This window comes from Pseudonocardia sp. UM4_GMWB1, assembly GCF_017312155.1.
Classification (GTDB): domain Bacteria; phylum Actinomycetota; class Actinomycetes; order Mycobacteriales; family Pseudonocardiaceae; genus Pseudonocardia; species Pseudonocardia alni.
In genome coordinates this window covers 3,599,522-3,616,711 of sequence record NZ_QJPN01000001.1, presented here as the reverse complement: position 1 = coordinate 3,616,711, position 17,190 = coordinate 3,599,522, and the positions used below count along the sequence as shown (strand labels likewise).

The 17,190-nt window shown below is 76.3% G+C and carries 18 protein-coding genes; 9 read left to right on the top strand and 9 right to left on the bottom strand.

Going from position 1 to position 17,190, the window contains the following annotated elements; genetic code table 11:
• Positions 1-22 precede the first annotated feature (22 nt).
• The gene (locus DMP15_RS17225; RefSeq protein WP_083658341.1) at positions 23-871 is read left to right on the top strand and encodes an ABC transporter ATP-binding protein; all 849 of its coding nucleotides are present in this window, start codon (positions 23-25) and stop codon (positions 869-871) included.
• Positions 872-875: 4 nt separating this feature from the next.
• Positions 876-1,730, top strand: coding sequence for an ABC transporter permease (locus DMP15_RS17220; protein WP_083474056.1), 855 nt, complete (start codon positions 876-878; stop codon positions 1,728-1,730).
• A 32-nt stretch (positions 1,731-1,762) separates the two neighbouring features.
• Here DMP15_RS17220 and DMP15_RS17215 read toward each other — a convergent pair whose 3' ends face one another.
• From DMP15_RS17215 to DMP15_RS17195, 5 genes are all read right to left on the bottom strand, one after another.
• Complete coding sequence (locus DMP15_RS17215; RefSeq protein WP_337826164.1) at positions 1,763-2,605, bottom strand: alpha/beta hydrolase family protein; 843 nt, start codon at positions 2,603-2,605, stop codon at positions 1,763-1,765.
• Between the two features lie 31 nt (positions 2,606-2,636).
• On the bottom strand, positions 2,637-3,263 hold the full coding sequence (locus DMP15_RS17210) for a TetR/AcrR family transcriptional regulator (protein WP_073575057.1): 627 nt from the start codon (positions 3,261-3,263) through the stop codon (positions 2,637-2,639).
• Complete coding sequence (locus DMP15_RS17205) at positions 3,256-5,217, bottom strand: MFS transporter (protein ID WP_337826163.1); 1,962 nt, start codon at positions 5,215-5,217, stop codon at positions 3,256-3,258. The genes DMP15_RS17210 and DMP15_RS17205 overlap by 8 nt, the downstream gene beginning before the upstream one ends.
• An 85-nt stretch (positions 5,218-5,302) precedes the next feature.
• On the bottom strand, positions 5,303-6,610 hold the full coding sequence (locus DMP15_RS17200) for a sensor histidine kinase (protein ID WP_337826162.1): 1,308 nt from the start codon (positions 6,608-6,610) through the stop codon (positions 5,303-5,305).
• Entirely contained in the window at positions 6,607-7,269 is a 663-nt protein-coding gene (locus DMP15_RS17195; RefSeq protein ID WP_167379056.1) for a response regulator transcription factor, read from the bottom strand. The genes DMP15_RS17200 and DMP15_RS17195 overlap by 4 nt, the downstream gene beginning before the upstream one ends.
• Before the next feature lie 123 nt (positions 7,270-7,392).
• On the opposite strand from DMP15_RS17195, the gene DMP15_RS17190 reads away from it, so the two are divergent.
• From DMP15_RS17190 to DMP15_RS17180, 3 genes are read left to right on the top strand one after another with little or no spacing between them, the layout of a single operon-like run.
• Entirely contained in the window at positions 7,393-8,436 is a 1,044-nt protein-coding gene (locus DMP15_RS17190) for an extracellular solute-binding protein (protein ID WP_073575054.1), read from the top strand.
• Between the two features lie 2 nt (positions 8,437-8,438).
• Positions 8,439-10,028 (top strand): ABC transporter permease, encoded by a 1,590-nt coding sequence (locus DMP15_RS17185; protein WP_337826161.1) that lies wholly within the window; start codon positions 8,439-8,441, stop codon positions 10,026-10,028.
• Positions 10,025-11,092 carry an ABC transporter ATP-binding protein gene (locus DMP15_RS17180; protein ID WP_337826160.1) on the top strand — a complete coding sequence of 356 codons (1,068 nt, stop codon included), beginning with the start codon at positions 10,025-10,027 and terminating at the stop codon, positions 11,090-11,092. The genes DMP15_RS17185 and DMP15_RS17180 overlap by 4 nt, the downstream gene beginning before the upstream one ends.
• A 19-nt stretch (positions 11,093-11,111) precedes the next feature.
• On the opposite strand, the gene DMP15_RS17175 is transcribed toward DMP15_RS17180, so the two are convergent.
• From DMP15_RS17175 to DMP15_RS17160, 4 genes are all read right to left on the bottom strand, one after another.
• On the bottom strand, positions 11,112-12,059 hold the full coding sequence (locus tag DMP15_RS17175) for an acyl-CoA desaturase (RefSeq protein WP_435827739.1): 948 nt from the start codon (positions 12,057-12,059) through the stop codon (positions 11,112-11,114).
• A gap of 76 nt (positions 12,060-12,135) precedes the next feature.
• Positions 12,136-13,215 (bottom strand): LLM class flavin-dependent oxidoreductase, encoded by a 1,080-nt coding sequence (locus DMP15_RS17170; RefSeq protein ID WP_337826159.1) that lies wholly within the window; start codon positions 13,213-13,215, stop codon positions 12,136-12,138.
• On the bottom strand, positions 13,216-13,857 hold the full coding sequence (locus tag DMP15_RS17165; RefSeq protein WP_073575051.1) for an isochorismatase family protein: 642 nt from the start codon (positions 13,855-13,857) through the stop codon (positions 13,216-13,218).
• A complete protein-coding gene (locus DMP15_RS17160; RefSeq protein WP_062402948.1) occupies positions 13,854-14,510 on the bottom strand; it encodes a GntR family transcriptional regulator in 657 nt (218 codons plus the stop codon). Before DMP15_RS17160 ends, DMP15_RS17165 begins: the two co-directional genes overlap by 4 nt.
• 138 nt (positions 14,511-14,648) lie before the next feature.
• Here DMP15_RS17160 and DMP15_RS17155 point away from each other — a divergent pair, with 138 nt between their 5' ends.
• The 4 genes from DMP15_RS17155 to DMP15_RS17140 all read left to right on the top strand — a co-directional run bounded on the left by DMP15_RS17155 (position 14,649) and on the right by DMP15_RS17140 (position 17,186).
• Positions 14,649-15,548, top strand: a complete 900-nt coding sequence (locus DMP15_RS17155; protein ID WP_073575050.1) for an isocitrate lyase/PEP mutase family protein — start codon at positions 14,649-14,651, stop codon at positions 15,546-15,548.
• 183 nt (positions 15,549-15,731) lie between these two features.
• A complete protein-coding gene (locus DMP15_RS17150) occupies positions 15,732-15,932 on the top strand; it encodes a hypothetical protein (RefSeq protein WP_062394657.1) in 201 nt (66 codons plus the stop codon).
• Positions 15,929-16,369, top strand: coding sequence for a DUF2795 domain-containing protein (locus DMP15_RS17145; protein ID WP_167379055.1), 441 nt, complete (start codon positions 15,929-15,931; stop codon positions 16,367-16,369). Before DMP15_RS17150 ends, DMP15_RS17145 begins: the two co-directional genes overlap by 4 nt.
• Positions 16,370-16,721: 352 nt before the next feature.
• Complete coding sequence (locus DMP15_RS17140; RefSeq protein WP_167379054.1) at positions 16,722-17,186, top strand: sodium-independent anion transporter; 465 nt, start codon at positions 16,722-16,724, stop codon at positions 17,184-17,186.
• Positions 17,187-17,190: the final 4 nt, after the last annotated feature.

The window sequence follows — 17,190 nt, the reverse complement described above, 5'->3', positions numbered from 1 at the left end:
GGCAGCGGAGCAGGAGACGAGCATGACCCAGGAGACAGCGACCCAGGCGACGGCGACCCGTTCCGGGGCGCACGCGGCCCCGACCGGGGGCGCGGTCGGCCTGCGGGTGTCCGGTGTGGACAAGGTGTACCCGACCCGGCGGGGGGAGGTGCGCGCACTGTCCGGGATCGACCTGGACGTCGCCCGCGGCGAGTTCGTCTCGCTGGTCGGGCGCTCGGGCTGCGGCAAGACGACGTTGCTGCGGATCCTGTCCGGCCTGCTCGCCCCGTCCGCGGGGCTGGTCGAGGCGGGCGGACGGCCCGCGTGGGCCGCCGGCCGTCGTGACGACGCGGTCTTCGCCGAGTTCGGTCTGGTGTTCCAGGAGGCGAACCTGTTCCCGTGGTTCACGATCACCGACAACGTTGCGCTGCCGCTCAAGCTGCGGGGGGTGCCGCGTGCCGAGCGTCGCGCCCGGGCCGGCGAGCTGTGCGCCACCGTCGGGCTCGGCGGGTTCGAGGAGTCCTACCCGCGGGAGCTGTCCGGCGGTATGCGCCAGCGGGCCGCGATCGCCCGCGCCCTGGCCTGCGACCCGTCGGTGCTGCTGATGGACGAGCCGTTCGGCGCGCTGGACGCCCTGACCCGCGACCGGATGAACCTGGAGCTGCAGCAGATCCACGCGGTCTCCGGCGCCACCGTCGTGTTCGTGACCCACTCGATCCCCGAGGCGGTGTTCCTGGCCGACCGGGTCGTGCTGCTGACCCCGCGCCCGGGACGCATCCGGTCGATCACCACGATCGACCTGCCCCGGCCGCGGTCCGCCGCGACCGAGACGACACCGGAGTTCGGCGCGCTGGTCGCCGGGCTGCGCACCGAGCTGGACCGGGAGGACTGAACCGATGACCACGACCGAACGGCCCGCTCCGGCGACCGACCCCGCCACCCCCGTGACCGACCCCGGCGGCCCCGAGAAGGAGTCGCCCTGGCTGCGGCGCCTGCCGTGGATCTCCGGGCCGGTGCTCCTGCTGCTGCTCGTGGGGGCCTGGCAGTTCACCGTCTCGGTGGTCGGGGTCTCGGAGTTCATCCTGCCCGCACCGGCCGCCGTCGTCGGCGCCCTGGGAGAGCTGCTGGCCGACCCGGCGATCTGGGGCCACATCGGCGTGACGCTGCTGGAGGTCCTCGTCGGGTTCGGCGCCGCGCTCGTCGCCGGTGTCTGCGTCGGCGCACTGCTCGGGCGGATCGAGTGGCTGCGCCGCGCGGTGCAGCCCGCCCTGGTCGCGCTGCAGGTCGTGCCCAAGGTGGCGTTCGTGCCGATCTTCGTGATCTGGTTCGGCTTCGGGCCCACCTCGAAGATCATCATGGCCGGGCTGCTCGCATTCTTCCCGATCATGCTCAACGTGATGCTCGGGGTGCGCTCGGTCGAGCGTGGGCACCGCGACGTCATGACCGGGCTGGGCGCCTCGCGCTGGGCGACGTTCCGGAACCTGGAGCTGCCCGCGACCCTGCCGTACGTGTTCGCCGGTGCCGAGGTCGCGATCGTGTTCTCGGTGATCGGTGCGATCGTCGGTGAGTACCTCGGCGGCAGCGCCGGGCTCGGCTACCTGGTGGTGTCGAGCCTCAACGCCCTCGACGCGCCACGCCTGTTCGCGGTGATCGTGCTGCTCGCGGTGCTGGGGTCACTGCTCTACCTGATGGTGACCACCGCGAAACGCCTGGTCATCCCGTGGCACGAGTCGGTGAACACCGGGGTCTGAGCCGCAGCGCCCGCACGCCGACGCCGCCGGGGTCACGCCCCGGCGGCGTCGCGGGCCCAGCCGGTCAGCACCGGCACGACGACGTCGAGTGCGCCCGGCTCGCGGGCCCACCCGAAATGCGGGCGTGCCGCGGGCACGTCGAGCCGGTGACGGGTCACCGTGGCCGCGCCGAACATGTCCAGCAGCGCGTCGACCGAGGCGGGCGGGGCGAGCCCGTCGCGCTCGAACCCGATCCCGAGGACCGGCAGGTGCACCGCGGCGATCGACGGGGTGTGGTCGACCCGCGGCGTGCCGAACGCGAGCCGCCCGGTGCGGGCCCACCGGCCCCAGTCGCGCATCTGCCCGCGGGCCTCCCGCCCGGCGAAGCCGACCCGATCGCCCGGGAAGTGTCCGAGCAGCATCGCCGCGGCCACGACGGCCTGGGTCCGCAGCAGGTGCGCGGGCCCCCAGACCCGCCAGTCGACGCTGCCCGACCCGACGAGGGCGACACCGTCGACGCGGTCGGGATGCCGCGCGGCGTACGCGGTGGCGAGGTGCCCGCCGAGGCTGTGCCCGACGACGAACACCGGCGCGCCGGGCCGCTCGGAGTGCACCGCCTCGACGGCGGCGGCGAGGTCGCCGACGAGGTCGTCGTAGCCGAAGTCGTGGCGGCGCCCGGGCGGGGGAGCGGGCCGGGCCTGGTGCCCGCGCAGCTCGGTGACCGCGGCGGCGACGCCGGCGTCGGTCAGCGCCCTCAGCAGCGGGCTGTAGAACGACGCCCGCATCCCCATCGCGGGCACGACCAGCAGCACGGGTGCACCGGGGTCGGGCACCGGGTGCAGGGTCAGCTCCAGCGGTGCCGGGGCCGGGCGGTCCAGAACGGTGGTGACGGGCACGCCGGTGATCCTCTCCCGGCCGCCCGCCGGGTCAGGCCGGGGCCCCCGCCAGGGCGCGCAGGCCGGCGTCGAACACGGCCATGGCCTCGTCCACCAGCTGGGTCAGCGACGGCGAGCGAGGGTCCGTGCCGTGGTCGCCCAGCCAGTGCTGCACCGCGACGCGCAGCCCGGTCACCGCGGCGGCCGCGGCCAGGGTCGGGTAGAGGTCGCGGGCCGGGTCGGACCCGGTCCGGGCGACGACGGCGTCGGCCAGCGCCCGCTCCTGGGCGGCGAACGCGGCCATCTGGTGCGCGACGATCGTCGGGTGCCCCCGCAGCGCCCGCAGCGCCTGCACCCGGTCGAGATAGCCGGGGTCGGTGACCACGGCGCGCAGCGCGTGCCGCAGCGACTCGGTGACCGGCTCGTCGTCGGGTCGGGCGGCGAACGCGGTCAGCAGGGTGTCCGCCGACGACGCGTTGCCCGCGACGACCGCCTCCTCCTTCGAGGTGAAGTAGTTGAAGAAGGTGCGGGGCGCGACGTCGGCGGCGTCGGCGATCTGCTCGACGGTCACCGCGTCCGGGCCGTGCGTGCTGCACAGCCGCAGCGCGGCGCCGGCGAGCGCGGCCCGGGTGGCGGCCTTCTTGCGCTCGCGACGCCCGGGGGCGGCCTGCTCAGCCACGGTCGGCCCCCGTCCGCTCGCGCTCGGGCGCCTCGATGACCGAGACGAGCTCGTGCCGGCCCGGATGCCCGTCGGTGGTGCGTGTCGTGCCGGCGGTGCGCGTGCCGTCCGACAGGTCGACGTCGAGTCGGAGCCCGCCCGCGCCGACGGTCACCCGGCGCGCGGCGGGACGGCCCTCCCAGCGGTACACGGTGGACACGATGCCGGTGGCGACGCAGATGCGGTAGTGCCCGTCGGCGTCGGCCCGGGTGCGGCCGACCTCGTCGCCGGTGACGTCGAGGACGGTCAGCACGGCGCCGCCCGCCGGGGCGCCGTCGGCCCGCACGAACCCGTGCAGCACCGGACCGGTCGGCGGGGCCGGGGTGGTGGCCGGGGCACCGGCCGCGGGGTCGGCGGGCTTCTCGATGTCGAGGGTGTCGCGCAGCGGGACCTCGCGCAGGGCCAGGATCGCCAGCAGGGCCAGGAAGGCCAGCGGCGCGGCCACCAGGAAGATCATCGAGGTGGCGTGGCCGTAGGACTCCATGACGATCGAGCGGACCGGCTCGGGCAGGTCGGCCAGGTGCGGCACCTGCCCGCCGCCGACGGCCGCCCCGCCGTCGACACCGGCGTCGGCCAGCCCGGCCGCGGTCCGGGACCCGACCACGGAGGCGAGCAGCGCGCCCAGCCCCGCGACGCCGGCCGAGCCGCCGAGCGAGCGGAAGAACGTCACCGTGGAGCTCGCGGCGCCCATGTGCCGCAGCGCGACGGTGTTCTGCACGGCGAGCACCAGGTTCTGCTGCGTGGTGCCGACGCCGATGCCGACCAGTGCCATCGCGACCGCGACCAGCCAGTACGGCGCGGTGGAGGAGATGACCGCCGCCCCGAGCGACAGACCCGCGGTCAGCGAGACCGCGCCGCCGACGAGGTAGCGCTTCCAGACGCCGGTGCGGGTGATCAGCTGGCCGGCCACGTTCGACGCGCCGAACATGCCGACGATCATCGGCAGGGTGAGCAGCCCGGCCTCGGTGGCACTGGCGCCCCGGGCGAGCTGGAAGTACTGGGACAGGAAGATGGTGGAGCCGAACATCGCGACGCCGACGAACAGGCTCGCGACGGTGGCGAGCACGACGGTGCGGTCGCGGAACAGGAACGGCGGCACGACCGGGTCCTTGGCCCGTCGCTCGACGACGATCGCGCCCACCAGCAGCACCAGGCCGGCGCCGATCAGGCCGAACGAGGTCGGTGAGGCCCAGCCGAACTGCTTGCCGGCCAGCGAGGTCCACAGCAGCAGCGCCGACACCGCGGCGGCGATGAGGGTGGCGCCCAGGTAGTCGATGCTGGGGCGCTCGCCGTCGGCGCGGACGGGGGTGGGCACGTTCAGGGTGCGCTGCAGCACGAGCAGTGAGAGTGCGGCCAGCGGGACGCCGACGAAGAAGCACCAGCGCCAGCCCAGCGGCGAGTCGACGATGATGCCGCCGAGCAGCGGACCGCCGACGACGGCGATCGACATGATCCCCGAGAGGTAGCCCATGTAGCGGCCGCGCTCGCGCGGGGTGATGATCGCCGCGATCACGACCTGGGTCAGCGCCTGCAGCCCGCCCATGCCGAGGCCCTGCAGGACCCGGAAGCCGATGAGCTGCCCCGTGGAGACCGCCAGCCCGCAGAGCAGCGAGCCGATCAGGAAGATCCCGATCGCGGCCTGGACCAGCAGCTTCTTGGAGTAGAGGTCGGCGAGCTTGCCCCAGATCGGGGTCGAGGCCGTCATCGCCAGCAGTGACGCCGAGACCACCCACGTGTACTCGGCCTGGGTCCCGCCGAGGTCGCCCAGGATCCGGGGCAGCGCGTTCGACACGATCGTGCTGGACAGCACGCCGACGAACAGCGCCATCAGCAGGCCGGTCAGGGGGAGCAGTACGTCGCGGCGGTGGGCCGCGGCCTCCTCGGGGGTGCGCACGGGGCGGGTAGTTGACGTCACGCAACGAGTCTGGCCCAAAGATGCAGCCTGTGCAACTTTGCCGAACGTGCGTCGGCGCACACCGTGCACCGATGCGGCGGCCGGCTCAGCCGCGGCGGGGGAGCACGACGGTGACGGTGCTGCCCCGGTCCGGCGCGCTGCGGACCTCCAGGGTCCCGCCGGCGTCGGCCACCGCGCGGCGGACGAGCAGCAGCCCGATGTGGCCGGGTGCCGGGCCGCGGCCGGGGTCGAAACCGGTGCCGTCGTCGGTCACGGTGAGCCGGGCCCGGGCGGCCGCGACGTGCAGGCCGACCTCGACGGTGCGGGCACGGGCGTGCGCGCGGGCGTTGCGCAGCAGCTCCGAGGCGACGCGGTGCAGCAGGACCGCGCCGCGGTCGTCGAGGGTCCCGGCGGGGTCCCCGGTCGTGACGACTGCCGCGGGCGGGTCGCCGCCGGCGGCGAGCGCGGCCAGCGCGGCGGGCAGACCGGCGGCGTCGACGTCGGCCGGGTGCAGGGCGTCGAGCACCGACCGGATCCGGACGACGCCGTCGCCGACCGTGGCCCGGGCCCGGTCCAGCAGCTCGGGCCGGGCCGGGGCGAGGTCGAGCATCAGCCCGGCGCCCGCCAGGGTCGGCAGCACGTCGTCGTGCAGGCGGCGGGCCAGGTCGCGGCGGGCGAGCTCGCCGGCGGCCAGCCCGTACAGGGCGGCGTCGCGGCGCTCGGTCCGCTCGCGCTCGCGACGCCGCGCCAGCGCCACCGACAGCGGCAGGACCGCGGCCGCGACGAGCAGCATCCCGGCCACCGCGGGCGGCAGCAGCAGCCCGACGGCGTGTGCGGTGGCCCCGTCGACGTCGACCGGGACGTAGACCTCCAACCGGGCCGGGCGCCCGGCACCGTCGGTGAAGCCGAGGAAGACCTCGCGGAGCCCGCCACCGCGCTCGTAGCGGTGCTCGCCGTCGTCGGGGACGGGGAGCACCACCGCGGCGCCGCCGTCGAGCCGGGCGGCGAGGACGGGATCGAACCGGCGGGTCAGACCCTCGATGCGGGCCTCGTCGGAGAACACCAGCCGCGCCGTCGGGCCCTCCACCAACCACACCTTGACCCGGCTGACCATCCCGGTCGCCCGGAACGGCGCGAGGTCGGCCAGCAGTCGTTCGCGGCCGTCGGGCCCGGCGGTGGCGAGGTCGCGGTCGGCCAGGCCGACGACGACGGCCGTCGCCACCCGTCGCGACACCTCCTCGGCGCGCCGCTCGGCCTCGGCGTGGGCCAGCCACCAGACCCCGGCGGCGACCAGCGCGCACACCAGCGCGACCGCGGCGGCGGTGACGACCGCGTGCCGCGCCAGGGTGCGGGCCAGCAGCCGCCGGTCCGGACCGGCGACGACGTCCGGGCCTGCGGTACCGGGTGCGCTCACGGCACGGGCTGCCCGGCGGCCCGCGGGACCGGCTCGCCCCCGGGGTCCAGGGCTACGAGCCCGAGCCGCTCGGCGGCGACGACGGCCTCCAGCTGCGAGCGGGCGCCGAGCTTGCCGAGCAGCGCGCGGACGTGGTCGCGCACGGTGTGCGGCGACAGCCGGTGCGCCGCAGCGATCCGGGTGACGTCGCGGCCCCCGGCCAGCCCACGCAGCACGTCGAGCTCGCGTGGGGTCAGCCGCGGCAGGGTCGCCCCGGTCGGTTCGGACGCGGCGGCGGGCGGGTGCGCGGTGCCGCCCGCGGCGACCGTCCGCACGGCGGCGACGATCCCCGCCAGCGGGGTCTGCTTGCCCAGGAACCCGGCCGCGCCCGCCTCGAGGGCCTCGCGGGCCGGACCGGGCCGCGGGTGCGCGGTGAGCACCAGGGCGCGGGCCCCGGCGGCGTGGACGTCGCCGAGCAGGGTCAGGCCGCCCCCGGGCAGGCGCACGTCGAGGACCACGACCTGTGGCGCCCGCCGGGGGTCCGCGCCGGCCAGTGCGGCCCGGGCGGCCGCCGCGTCGTGCGCGACGCCGACGACCTCCGCGTCACCGTGGACGGCGAGGCCGAGCGCGAGCAGGTCGGTGTACGACCGGTGGTCGTCGACCAGCAGCACCCGCAGCACCTGCGCGCACCCCCTCAATTCTCGGGAGATCAGGACGTCCTCGCCAGAGGTTAGCCTCCCCTCGCTCGAAAAGGGACCGACCCGGCGAACCGGGCGGATCCCCCATGCACCTCGGAGGACCACGTGACCCCATCGACGACCCGACCGACCCGGCGCGGCGTGCTCACCGGCGCCGTCCTCGCCGCCACCCTGCTCGTGGCCGGCTGCGGCGGCGCCCCGGCCGACCCGGCCCCGGCGGCGGGCGACGGGCCGCGCACCCTGACCCTGTACTCGGGGCGGGAGGAGGACCTGGTCGGCCCGCTGCTGGCGCAGTTCGAGCAGCAGTCGGGGATCACGGTCGACACCCGCTACGGCTCGACCACCGAGCTCGCCGCGCAGCTCGCCGAGGAGGGCGGCGCGACACCCGCCCAGGTGTTCCTCTCCCAGGACGCCGGCGCGCTGGGCGCGCTGGCCGGGGCGGGCGCGTTCGCGCCGCTGCCCGAGGAGGTGCGCGGCGTGGTCACCGCGCCCTACACCGCCACCGACGGCACCTGGACCGGGCTGACCGGCCGGGTCCGGGTCGCGGCCTACAACATCCGGGTGCCCGAGGCCGAGGTCCCCGCCGACGTCACCGAGCTCACCGACCCGCGCTGGCGCGGCCGGGTCGGCATCGCCCCGACCAACGCCTCGTTCCAGGCCTTCGTCACCGCGCTGCGCGTCCAGGAGGGCGACGACGCCGCCCGCGCGTTCCTGGAGGGACTGCGCGCCAACGAGGTGCAGGTCTTCCCGCGCAACACCGCGATCCTGGAGGCCGTGGACAGCGGCGTCGTCGACGTCGGGCTCATCAACCACTACTACGTGGCCGCCGCCGAGACCCCGCCCGCGAACACCGCGCTGAAGTTCGGCGCGCCCGGCACCGCGAGCGCGCTGGTGAACGTCACCGGCGCCGGGATCCTCGCCGGGGCCGCGGAGTCCACCGAGGCGCGGGAGCTGCTCCGCTTCCTGGTGTCGCCGCAGGCCCAGGAGTACTTCGCCCGCGAGACCGGCGAGTACCCGCTGGTGGCGGGCGTCGCCGGGCCCGCCGGCATGCCCGCGCTGGCCGACCTGCGGGCGCCGCGGCTCGACCTGGCCGACCTGGAGGACCTCGACGGCACGACGCAGCTCATGACCCAGGTCGGGCTGCTCTGACCGTGCTGCTGCGCCGGTCCCCGCCCCGCACCGCGCCGGCCGGCCCGCCGGCCCCGGTGCGGCGCCGGCGACGACCACCCCGTGCCCTGCTGGGCGCGGCGGTGGTCGTCGCCGCGTGCGCCGCGCTGCCCCTGGTGTGGCTCGTCGTCCGGGTCGCGGGTGCCGACCCCGGGCGGGTCGCCGCGCTGCTCGCGCGCGAACGGACGCTCACCCTGGCGCTGAACTCGGCGGTGCTGGTCGCCGTCGTCGGCGCCGGCTCCCTGCTGCTGGGCCTCGCGACGGCGACGGCGCTGGTCCGCGTGCGGCTGCCCCGACCCGGGCTGTGGTGGGTCCTGGCCGCGCTGCCGCTGGCCGTGCCGTCCTACCTGCTCGCGTTCGCGGTGCTCGCGGTCCGGCCCGAGGCCCGCGGTCTCGGCCCGCTGGCCGTCGTGCTGGTGCTGGCCTGCACGCCGTACGTGACGCTGCCCGCGGCCGCCGCCCTGCGCGCCGCCGACACCGGGCCGGAGGACGCCGCCCGCACCCTCGGCCTCGGCCCGGTGAGCGCGTTCTGCCGGGTCACGCTCCCGCAGGCGCTGCCCGCCGCGCTGGCCGGGACGCTGCTCGCGGCGCTGTACACCCTCGCCGACTTCGGGGCGCCCGCGCTGCTGCGCTACGAGTCGTTCACCTGGGCGGTGCAGGCCGCCTACGAGGGGACCGTCGACCGGACCGGCGCGGCGGTGACCGCGCTGGTCCTGGCCGCCGCGACGCTCGGCCTGGTCGCGGCCGAGCGGGCCGCCCGGCGCCGCTTCACCGGGGCCCGGGCGGGCACCGCGCCGACCGCGGCCGTGCCGGTGCGGCTGCGCCCGGCCGCCGGCGCCGCGGTCGTCGCCGGTCTGGGCGCGGTCGCGGCGGTGACGCTGGTCGGGCCGCCCGCGGTGCTGGTCGGCCGGGTCGTCGCCGCCGGCGGGGTGGACGCCGACCTGCCGCGGCTGGCCGTCGCGGCCGGGTGGACGCTCCTGCTGTCCGGTGCGGCCGCGCTGCTGGCGGTGGCGATGGCGCTGCCGGTCGGGGTGCTCGCGGCCCGGTACCGGTCCCGCGCGGTCGCCGCGACCGAGTCGGTGGCCTACCTCGGGCAGGGGCTGCCGGGGGTCGTCGTCGGGCTGGCTCTGGTGTTCCTGTCCCTCGTGCTGGTCCCGGCGCTCTACCAGACCGCGGCGGTGTTGGTGTTCGGATACGCGATCCTGTTCCTGCCCAAGGCGCTCGGTGCGACCCGCACGGCGGTCGAGCGGGTGCCGGTCGAGGCCGAGGAGGTCGCTCGCACCCTCGGCCGGACGCCGTGGTCGACCTGGTGGTCGGTGACGGCGCCGCAGGCCGCGCCCGGTGTGGCCGCCGGCGGGCTGCTCGTGGCGGTGACGGCGATGAAGGAGCTCCCGGCGACGCTCATGCTGCGCCCGACCGGGATCGACACCCTGGCCACCCGGTTGTGGTCGCAGACCTCGCTCGGGGCCTTCGGCGCGGCCGCCCCCGCGGCGCTGGCGCTGCTGCTGCTGGCGTGCGTCCCCGCGGCGCTGCTGGTCCGGGCCACCGCGGGCGTGCCGGGAGGAGAGCGATGAGGACCGGGTTGTCGGTGCGCGGGCTGCGGGCGGGCTACGGCCGGGACCCGGTGCTGCACGGGATCGACCTCGACGTCGCTCCGGGTGAGCTGGTGTCGGTGCTCGGCGCGTCGGGCAGCGGGAAGACGACGCTGCTGCGGGTGGTCGCCGGGCTGCACCGGCCCACGGCCGGGACGGTGCACCTCGACGGCGAGGACGTCACCGCCGTCGCGCCGGAGCGGCGCCGGGTCGGGCTCGTCCCGCAGGAGGGGGCGCTGTTCGCGCACCTGACCGTGGCCGGCAACGTCGGGTTCGGGCTGCGTCGCGGGCCCGGCCGGCGCCCGGCCGCCGCCGCGCGCGGGCGCGTCGCGGAGCTGCTGGCGCTGGTCGGCCTGACCGCCGAGGCCGACCGGCTGCCACACGCCCTGTCCGGTGGGGAGCGCCGCCGGGTCGCCCTGGCCCGGGCGCTCGCGCCGGACCCCCGGGTGGTGCTGCTCGACGAGCCGTTCTCCGCCCTCGACGCCGGGCTGCGCGAGCAGGTCCGCGGGGAGGTCGTCGCGGCGCTGCGGGCCGCGGACGCCACCGGGGTGCTCATCACCCACGACCGGCGGGAGGCGCTGGCGGTCAGCGACCGCGTCGCCGTCCTGCACGACGGCCGCCTGGAGCAGACCGCACCGCCGCGCGAGCTCTACGCCGCCCCCGCCTCGGCCCGGGTCGCCGGGTTCGTCGGCGACGCGGTGCTGCTGCCCGCCCGGGTGGAGGCCGGCACGGTCACGACCGCGCTGGGCGCCGCACCCTGCCGCACCGCGGACGTGCCGGTGGCGCCGCTGGTGGCGGTGCTGCGCCCCGAGGAACTGGAGCTGGGCGGCGCCGACGGTCCCGGCGCGCCCGGCCGGGTCGGCTCCGTCGACTTCGTCGGCGACGCCGTGCTCGTCACCGTGCTGCTCGACGGGCGGGTCCCGGACCGGGGCACCCTGCTGCGGGTGCGGGCCGGGACGGACCGGGTGCCGCACCCCGGCGACCGGTGCCGCGTGCGGTCGCGGGGTGCCGTGCACGTCGTGCCCGCCGTCCCGGGACCCCGCTGAGCGGGACACCCGGGCCGGTTCAGGCGGCGGCGGGCTCGTCCGGCCGGGCGGCCAGCTTCGCCAGCCGCTTCTCGGTCGGCCAGCGGACGTTCCACGCCCACCCGAGCTTCTCGAACAGCCGGATCGTGCCGGCCGAGATGTCGATCTCGCCGCGGCCGACGCCGTGCCGGGCCGAGGTGGGGTCGGCGTGGTGCAGGTTGTGCCAGGACTCGCCCATGCTGGGGACGGCGAGCAGCCAGACGTTGGTGGAGCGGTCCCGGGCCCGGTACGGCCGCTCACCGACGAGGTGGCAGATCGAGTTGGTCGACCACGCGACGTGGTGCGACACCGCGACCCGGACCAGCCCGGCCCAGAAGAACGCGGTGAACGCGCCCCACCAGGACCAGGTCACCAGGCCGCCGACGACGCCGGGCCCGAACACGGACAGGATCGTCAGGACGGTGAAACCGCGGTGGACCCGGTCGATGTCGGGGTCGGCGAGCAGGTCCGGGGCGAAGCGGCGCTGGTCGGTCAGCGACCGGTCGAAGATCCAGCCCATGTGGGCGTGCCAGAAGCCGCGGACCAGCGCGGCGGGGGAGGTGCCGTAGCGCCACGGCGAGTGCGGGTCGCCCTCGGCGTCGGCGTAGGCGTGGTGACGGCGGTGGTCGGCCACCCAGTGCCGGACCGGCCCCTGGACGGCGAGGCTGCCCGCGACGGCGAGCGCGATCCTCAGGGGCCGGTTCGCGGTGAACGAGCCGTGGGTGAAGTAGCGGTGGAAACCGACGGTCACCCCCAGCATGGACACGACGTACAGGGCGAGTGCGAGGCCGGCGTCGAGCCAGGTCAGGCCCCAGCCCCACGCGAGCGGGACCGCGGCGACGAGCGCGATCGCCGGGACGATCGCGAACGCGTAGACGAACAGGTGCGGAACGGGATGCCGGAGCCGGTCGGAGAAGTCGGAGCGCGGCGCGGGCCGGGTGTCGGTCACACCCCCCGATGGTTCCGGCTCGCACCAGAACGGACAGTGGGGACAACCCCCCTCACTCACCGTGAGTGGGGTCTCCTCAGGTCGTGGCGGGCTGGGCGGCCTCCCGCAGCAGCGGCTTCACACGCTCGCCGAACTTGGTGACGCCGTCGACGAAGTCGGGCCAGGTGAGCAGCGCCCCGTCGATGCCGGTGGTCGCGGCGATCTCGTCGAGCTGGGCCGCGACCCGCTCGTAGGAGCCCTTCACCACCGGCAGGGACAGGAACGCCATGTTCCCCTCCGACGCGGGACGCTCCAGGGACGCCAGCAGCTGGGCCGAGGTGCCGTCCTGGTTGGTGTCCAGCGACGCCCCGGTGGTCATGTAGCTGATGGCCTCGAGGTCGGCGTTCTCGACGATGTGCGCGCACAGCCGGTCGGCCTCGTCGTCGGTCTCCTCGGCGATGATGCAGTACAGCGCGTAGGTGCCGACGTCGCGGCCCGCCTCGTCGCCGAGCCGGCGCACCCCGGCGGCGATGTCCCCGACCTTGGAGCGCTCGGCCATGATGAAGTTCCGGTCGCCGTGCTCGGCGGTGAACGCCTGGCCCGCCGGCGACTGGCCCGCGCAGACGATCGTCGGGGTGTGCAGCGGCTTGGGGCGCATGTCGGCGTCGTCGAAGGAGAAGAACTCGCCGGAGAAGGTCGCGGTCCCCTCGCTCCACAGTGCCCGCAGCGCCCGGACGTACTCGGCGGCGTAGGCGTAGCGACGTTCGAAGTACTCGTCGCCGGGCCACAGCCCCATCTGCGTGTACTCGGGCTTGTTCCAGCCGGTCACGATGTTGAGCCCGCAGCGTCCGCCGGAGATCTCGTCGATCGTCGCGACCATCCGGGCGGCCATGATCGGGTGGGTGGCCAGCGTGGTCACCGACGGGTAGAGCCCGATCCGCTCGGTCACCGCGGCGAGCCCGCCGAACAGGGTGAAGGACTCCAGGCACTCGCCCCAGAAGTCGCTCGGCCCGCCCGACCCGCGGTGCTTCATCATCGAGAGCACGAAGTCGAGGCCCTGGCGCTCGGCCTCCTGGGTGATCGCCACGTTGTGGGCGAAGCTCGGCCGGTACTGCGGGCTGCCGGTGGACAGGATGTAGCCGTTGGTCGCGTTCGGGATGAAGACGCCGTAGTGCACTCAGACCTCCGGGGTGGACAGCTGTGTGACGGTGCTGGGCAGGTCGGCGACGTCGGCGTACTTGGCGTCGAGGTCGGCGAGGTTGCGGGCGTGGACGCCGGCGTCGCGGTCGGCGCAGGCGTCGGCGACGACGACCGGGCGGAACCCGGCGGCGAGCGCGTCGGTGGCGGTGGCGCGGACGCAGCCCGACGTCGACACCCCCGTGACGACGATGGTGTCGACCCCGCGGGCCCGCAGCGTCGCGGCGAGCGAGGTCCCGGCGAAGGCGGACGCGTGCTGCTTGGCCAGCAGCGTCTCGCCCGGCGCCGGGTCGAGGACGAGCCGGCCCCAGTCCCCGGGGGCGCCCTCGGCGAAGCAGGACAGGGCGGGGACCTTCGCGGCGAAGAACCCCGCGTCGGCGAGGTCGGCGGCGTAGCGCACGACGGTCCAGACGACCGGGTGCCCGCCCGCGCGGGCCGCGGCGACCACGGCGTCGCAGCCGCCGGTGACGCGCTCCGCGGTCGCGGCGTCCCCGAGGAAGAAGGGCCCGTCCGGCTCGGTGTAGGCGGCCACGAGGTCCACCACGACGACGGCCGGTGCCGCGCCCCAGCCGACCCGGCCCGAGAACGGCGCACCGTGCGGTCCCGACCCGGCCCCGGTCACCGGCGGTCCCCGGTCATCACGGCGCGGGCGTTGGCGATGTGGCTGACCATCACCGCGGAGGCCCAGCCGCCGTCCCCGGCGCGCAGTGCGGCGACGATCTCGGCGTGATGGGCGAGGCTGCGGGCCAGCGACGCCGCATCGTAGGTGTGGAAGGTGCGCAGCACGACCGGTGCGTGCACCACGCCGGCGAGCGCGGAGGCGAGCGCGGGGGTGTCGGCGATCTCGAGCAGCCGGGCGTGGAACCGCCGGTTCAGGGCGACCAGGGCGTCGAGGTCCTGCCCGGGGCCGGGGCCGCCGACGGCGAGCATGCGCCCGGCGAGGTCGTCGAGCTCGTCGAGGTCGGCGGCGGTCGCGCGGGCGGCGGCCAGCGCCGTGGCCCGCGGCTCCAGCGCGGTGCGGACCCCGAAGATGTCGTCGAGGTCGGCCTCGGAGAACGTGGCGACCCGCGCACCGCGGTGCGGGTGCAGCTCGACCAGCCCCTCAGCGGCCAGCCGGGACAGCGCCTCGCGGACCGGGGTGCGCGACACCCCGAGGCGGTCGGCGAGCTCGACCTCGCCCAGGTGGGCACCCGCGGCCAGCGCGCCGGTGAGGATCTCCTCGCGCAGCGCGGCCTGGGCGCGCTCGGAGGCGCGCCGGGGAGTCGTGTCGACCATCGTCACCTCCGGCGTCGGGCTGTATGCAACCTACGAGTGCCGCCGGTCACGCACAAGGCTCCACCTGTTGTTACGTCCGGATGACAGGCAGAGTGGGCGATGCGTGTACACAATCCAGCTCGACGAAGGGACCCCGCCGTGGCCGACCTCCTCAGCCGACCCGGGAACCGCCGGGCGCGCCTGCGTGCCCTGCTCGACGCCGGCACCCCGGTGCTCGCCCCCGGCGCCTACGACGCGCTGTCCGCGCGGCTGGTCGAGCAGGCCGGGTTCGACGTCGTCTACATGACCGGGTTCGGGACGACGGCCGGGCTGCTCGGCCGGCCCGACGTCGGCCTGCTCGGGGGTGCGGAGATGGCCGCGCACGCCGGCAGGCTGGCCGACGCCGTCGACCTCCCGCTGATCGCCGACGCGGACACCGGTTACGGCAACCCGCTCAACGTCATCCGCACCGTCCGCGACTACGAACGGGCCGGGGTCGCCGCGCTGCACCTGGAGGACCAGGTCATGCCCAAGCGGTGCGGGCACCTCGCGGGCAAGCAGGTGGTGCCCGCCGCGGAGATGGCCGCGAAGGTGCGGGCCGCCGTCGACGCCCGCACCGACCCGGACCTGCTGGTGATCGCGCGGACCGACGCCGCCGCCGTCGACGGGCTGGACGCGGCGATCGACCGGGCCCGCCGGTTCGCCGACGCCGGCGCCGACCTGCTGTTCGTGGAGGCGCCGACGTCCGAGCGCGACATCGAGACCGTCGCGACCGCGCTGGCCGGGCACCGGCTGGTGTTCAACTGGGCCGAGGGCGGCCGCACCCCGCCGCTGTCGCGCGACCGGCTCGCCGAGCTCGGGTTCGCCCTGGTCCTGTTCCCCGTGGGCACCCTGCTCGCGGCGACGGCCGGGATGCGGGAGCTGCTGGAGCGGCTGCGGGCCGAGGGCACCCCGGCGTCGCTGATCGACCGGCTCGGCGGCCTCGACGCGTTCGCCGAGCTCGCCGGGATCGGGGAGGTCCGTGAGCTGGAGCAGCGCTACCGCGCGGAGGGGGACTGAACAGTTCCCGGACGCCCCGTGCCGCAAACGTCGGCTCCGCGGAGCGGACTCCAGTACACGCCCAGGAGTGGCGCGTCGATATGTCGTACACCACACTCGGTGCAGATGACCTTGCCGACCTGCGGACGTCGACCGGAACGGGGCGGGCGGGCAGGGTCCCGGAATCGCCCCAGGCGGTGGATCGTGCAGCAGAACACTCCCCGGCTCCGCATCTGCGAACGATGCTGGTCGTCGGTCGCGGACGGCTCGGTCTGTCGGATCTTCCGGCACTCCGACCCCGCGACCCCGCTGGAGAGGCCCGCCTTCTCCTACCGGCACCTCGACGGTGACCCGGCGTGCAGCGGGGCGCAGCAGCCCGAGCTGGAGACGGGGTGGGCCGCGTGAGCGCACCCCCCGTGCCGGGACGCGCCCTGCGCCCGGTCCCCGCGCCGGTGCCCGCCGCCCGGACCGCGTTGTCGCCGGTCGACCCGCTGCCGGTGTCATCGGGTGACCTGGAGCGGCTGCGCGAGAACCTCGGACGCGTGCTGGCCGGTCTGCGCTGGCCCGCCCACCGCTGGCAGGTCCTCGCCGAGGCCGAGGCGTGGGGGGTGAGCGGTGTGGTCCGCCAGCAGCTCCTCCCGCTGCCCGACGGGCGGTACCCGTCGTTCGAGGCCGTCGTGGAGGTGCTCACGGCCGCGGCGCGTGGCCGGCTGCGCCCGGTGCCGGTCCGACCCGCGATCGGCGCGGACCGGCTGCACCCCGCCGAGCGGGCCGGTGTCCCGCCGCGCGTGCCGCGTGCCCACGGCAGGCCCGCACCCGCGCCGGGGCATCGCCGGGCCTGACCTCCGACGGGGCCGTGCGACCGCCCCGGACGGTGGTGGGTGGGGGCCGAGTCGGCCGGGGTCGGCGGTCCCGAATCCGCCGGCCCCGGCCGGGGCGACCACCCGTCCGCTCCCCAGCGACGGGTGGTGGGTCCTCGGGGTGCGTGGCCCGCGACGAGGCGGGTGCGTGCCGGTGGGAGGCCGGCGGCTCACGCGAGGTGATGTATATCACGCGGAACGGCCGGATTGGTCCGGTTTCCCCGAACCGGGCGACGGTATCGATCAAGCCGTCCGTGTGCGTGTAGACCCCGGAGCACCGGGAAGGCCGCGGGTGTCCGGGCCCGGGCGGGCCCGGCGCGGCGAGGAGGCGGACGTGGCGGGGCAGACGGCGATCGGACTGGCGGTCGAGACGGCGGGACCGGGGGTGCGGCTGGTCCGGGTGTCCGGGCGGCTGGACCGTGCGGGAGTGGAGGCGCTGGCGCGGATGCTCGACGCGCAGGCGCGGTGCGGCCGGACCCCGGGACACGTCGTCGTCGACCTCTCCGGGGTCAACGCCTTCGACGGTCCCGCCACCGAGCGGCTCGGTGCGGTCGTCGCCCGCTCGCGTGCCGACGGCGTGCGGCTGCACCTGGCCGGATGCGGCGGCCGGGCGGAGCTGCTGCCGCTGCGCGCCCGCCAGGTCCTGCAGCGCTGCAGTGCCTTCCCCTCCGCCGAGGTCGCCGTCCGGACGCTGACCGCGGCCCGTGCCGACACCGCCGGTGGAACCGGGACCGTGCCCGGGCCGCGCCGGGCCGGCGACGACCGCACGGGTGGCAGGCCGGTCTCCGCCGGTACCTGACCCC

Bases quoted from the DNA above. Each gene is read 5' to 3' on its own strand.
- DMP15_RS17225 (WP_083658341.1), top strand. From the start codon at position 23: ATGACCCAGGAGACAGCGACCCAGGCGACGGCGACCCGTTCCGGGGCG.
- DMP15_RS17220 (WP_083474056.1), top strand. From the start codon at position 876: ATGACCACGACCGAACGGCCCGCTCCGGCGACCGACCCCGCCACCCCC.
- DMP15_RS17180 (WP_337826160.1), top strand. From the start codon at position 10,025: ATGAGGACCGGGTTGTCGGTGCGCGGGCTGCGGGCGGGCTACGGCCGG.
- DMP15_RS17160 (WP_062402948.1), bottom strand. From the start codon at position 14,510: ATGGTCGACACGACTCCCCGGCGCGCCTCCGAGCGCGCCCAGGCCGCG.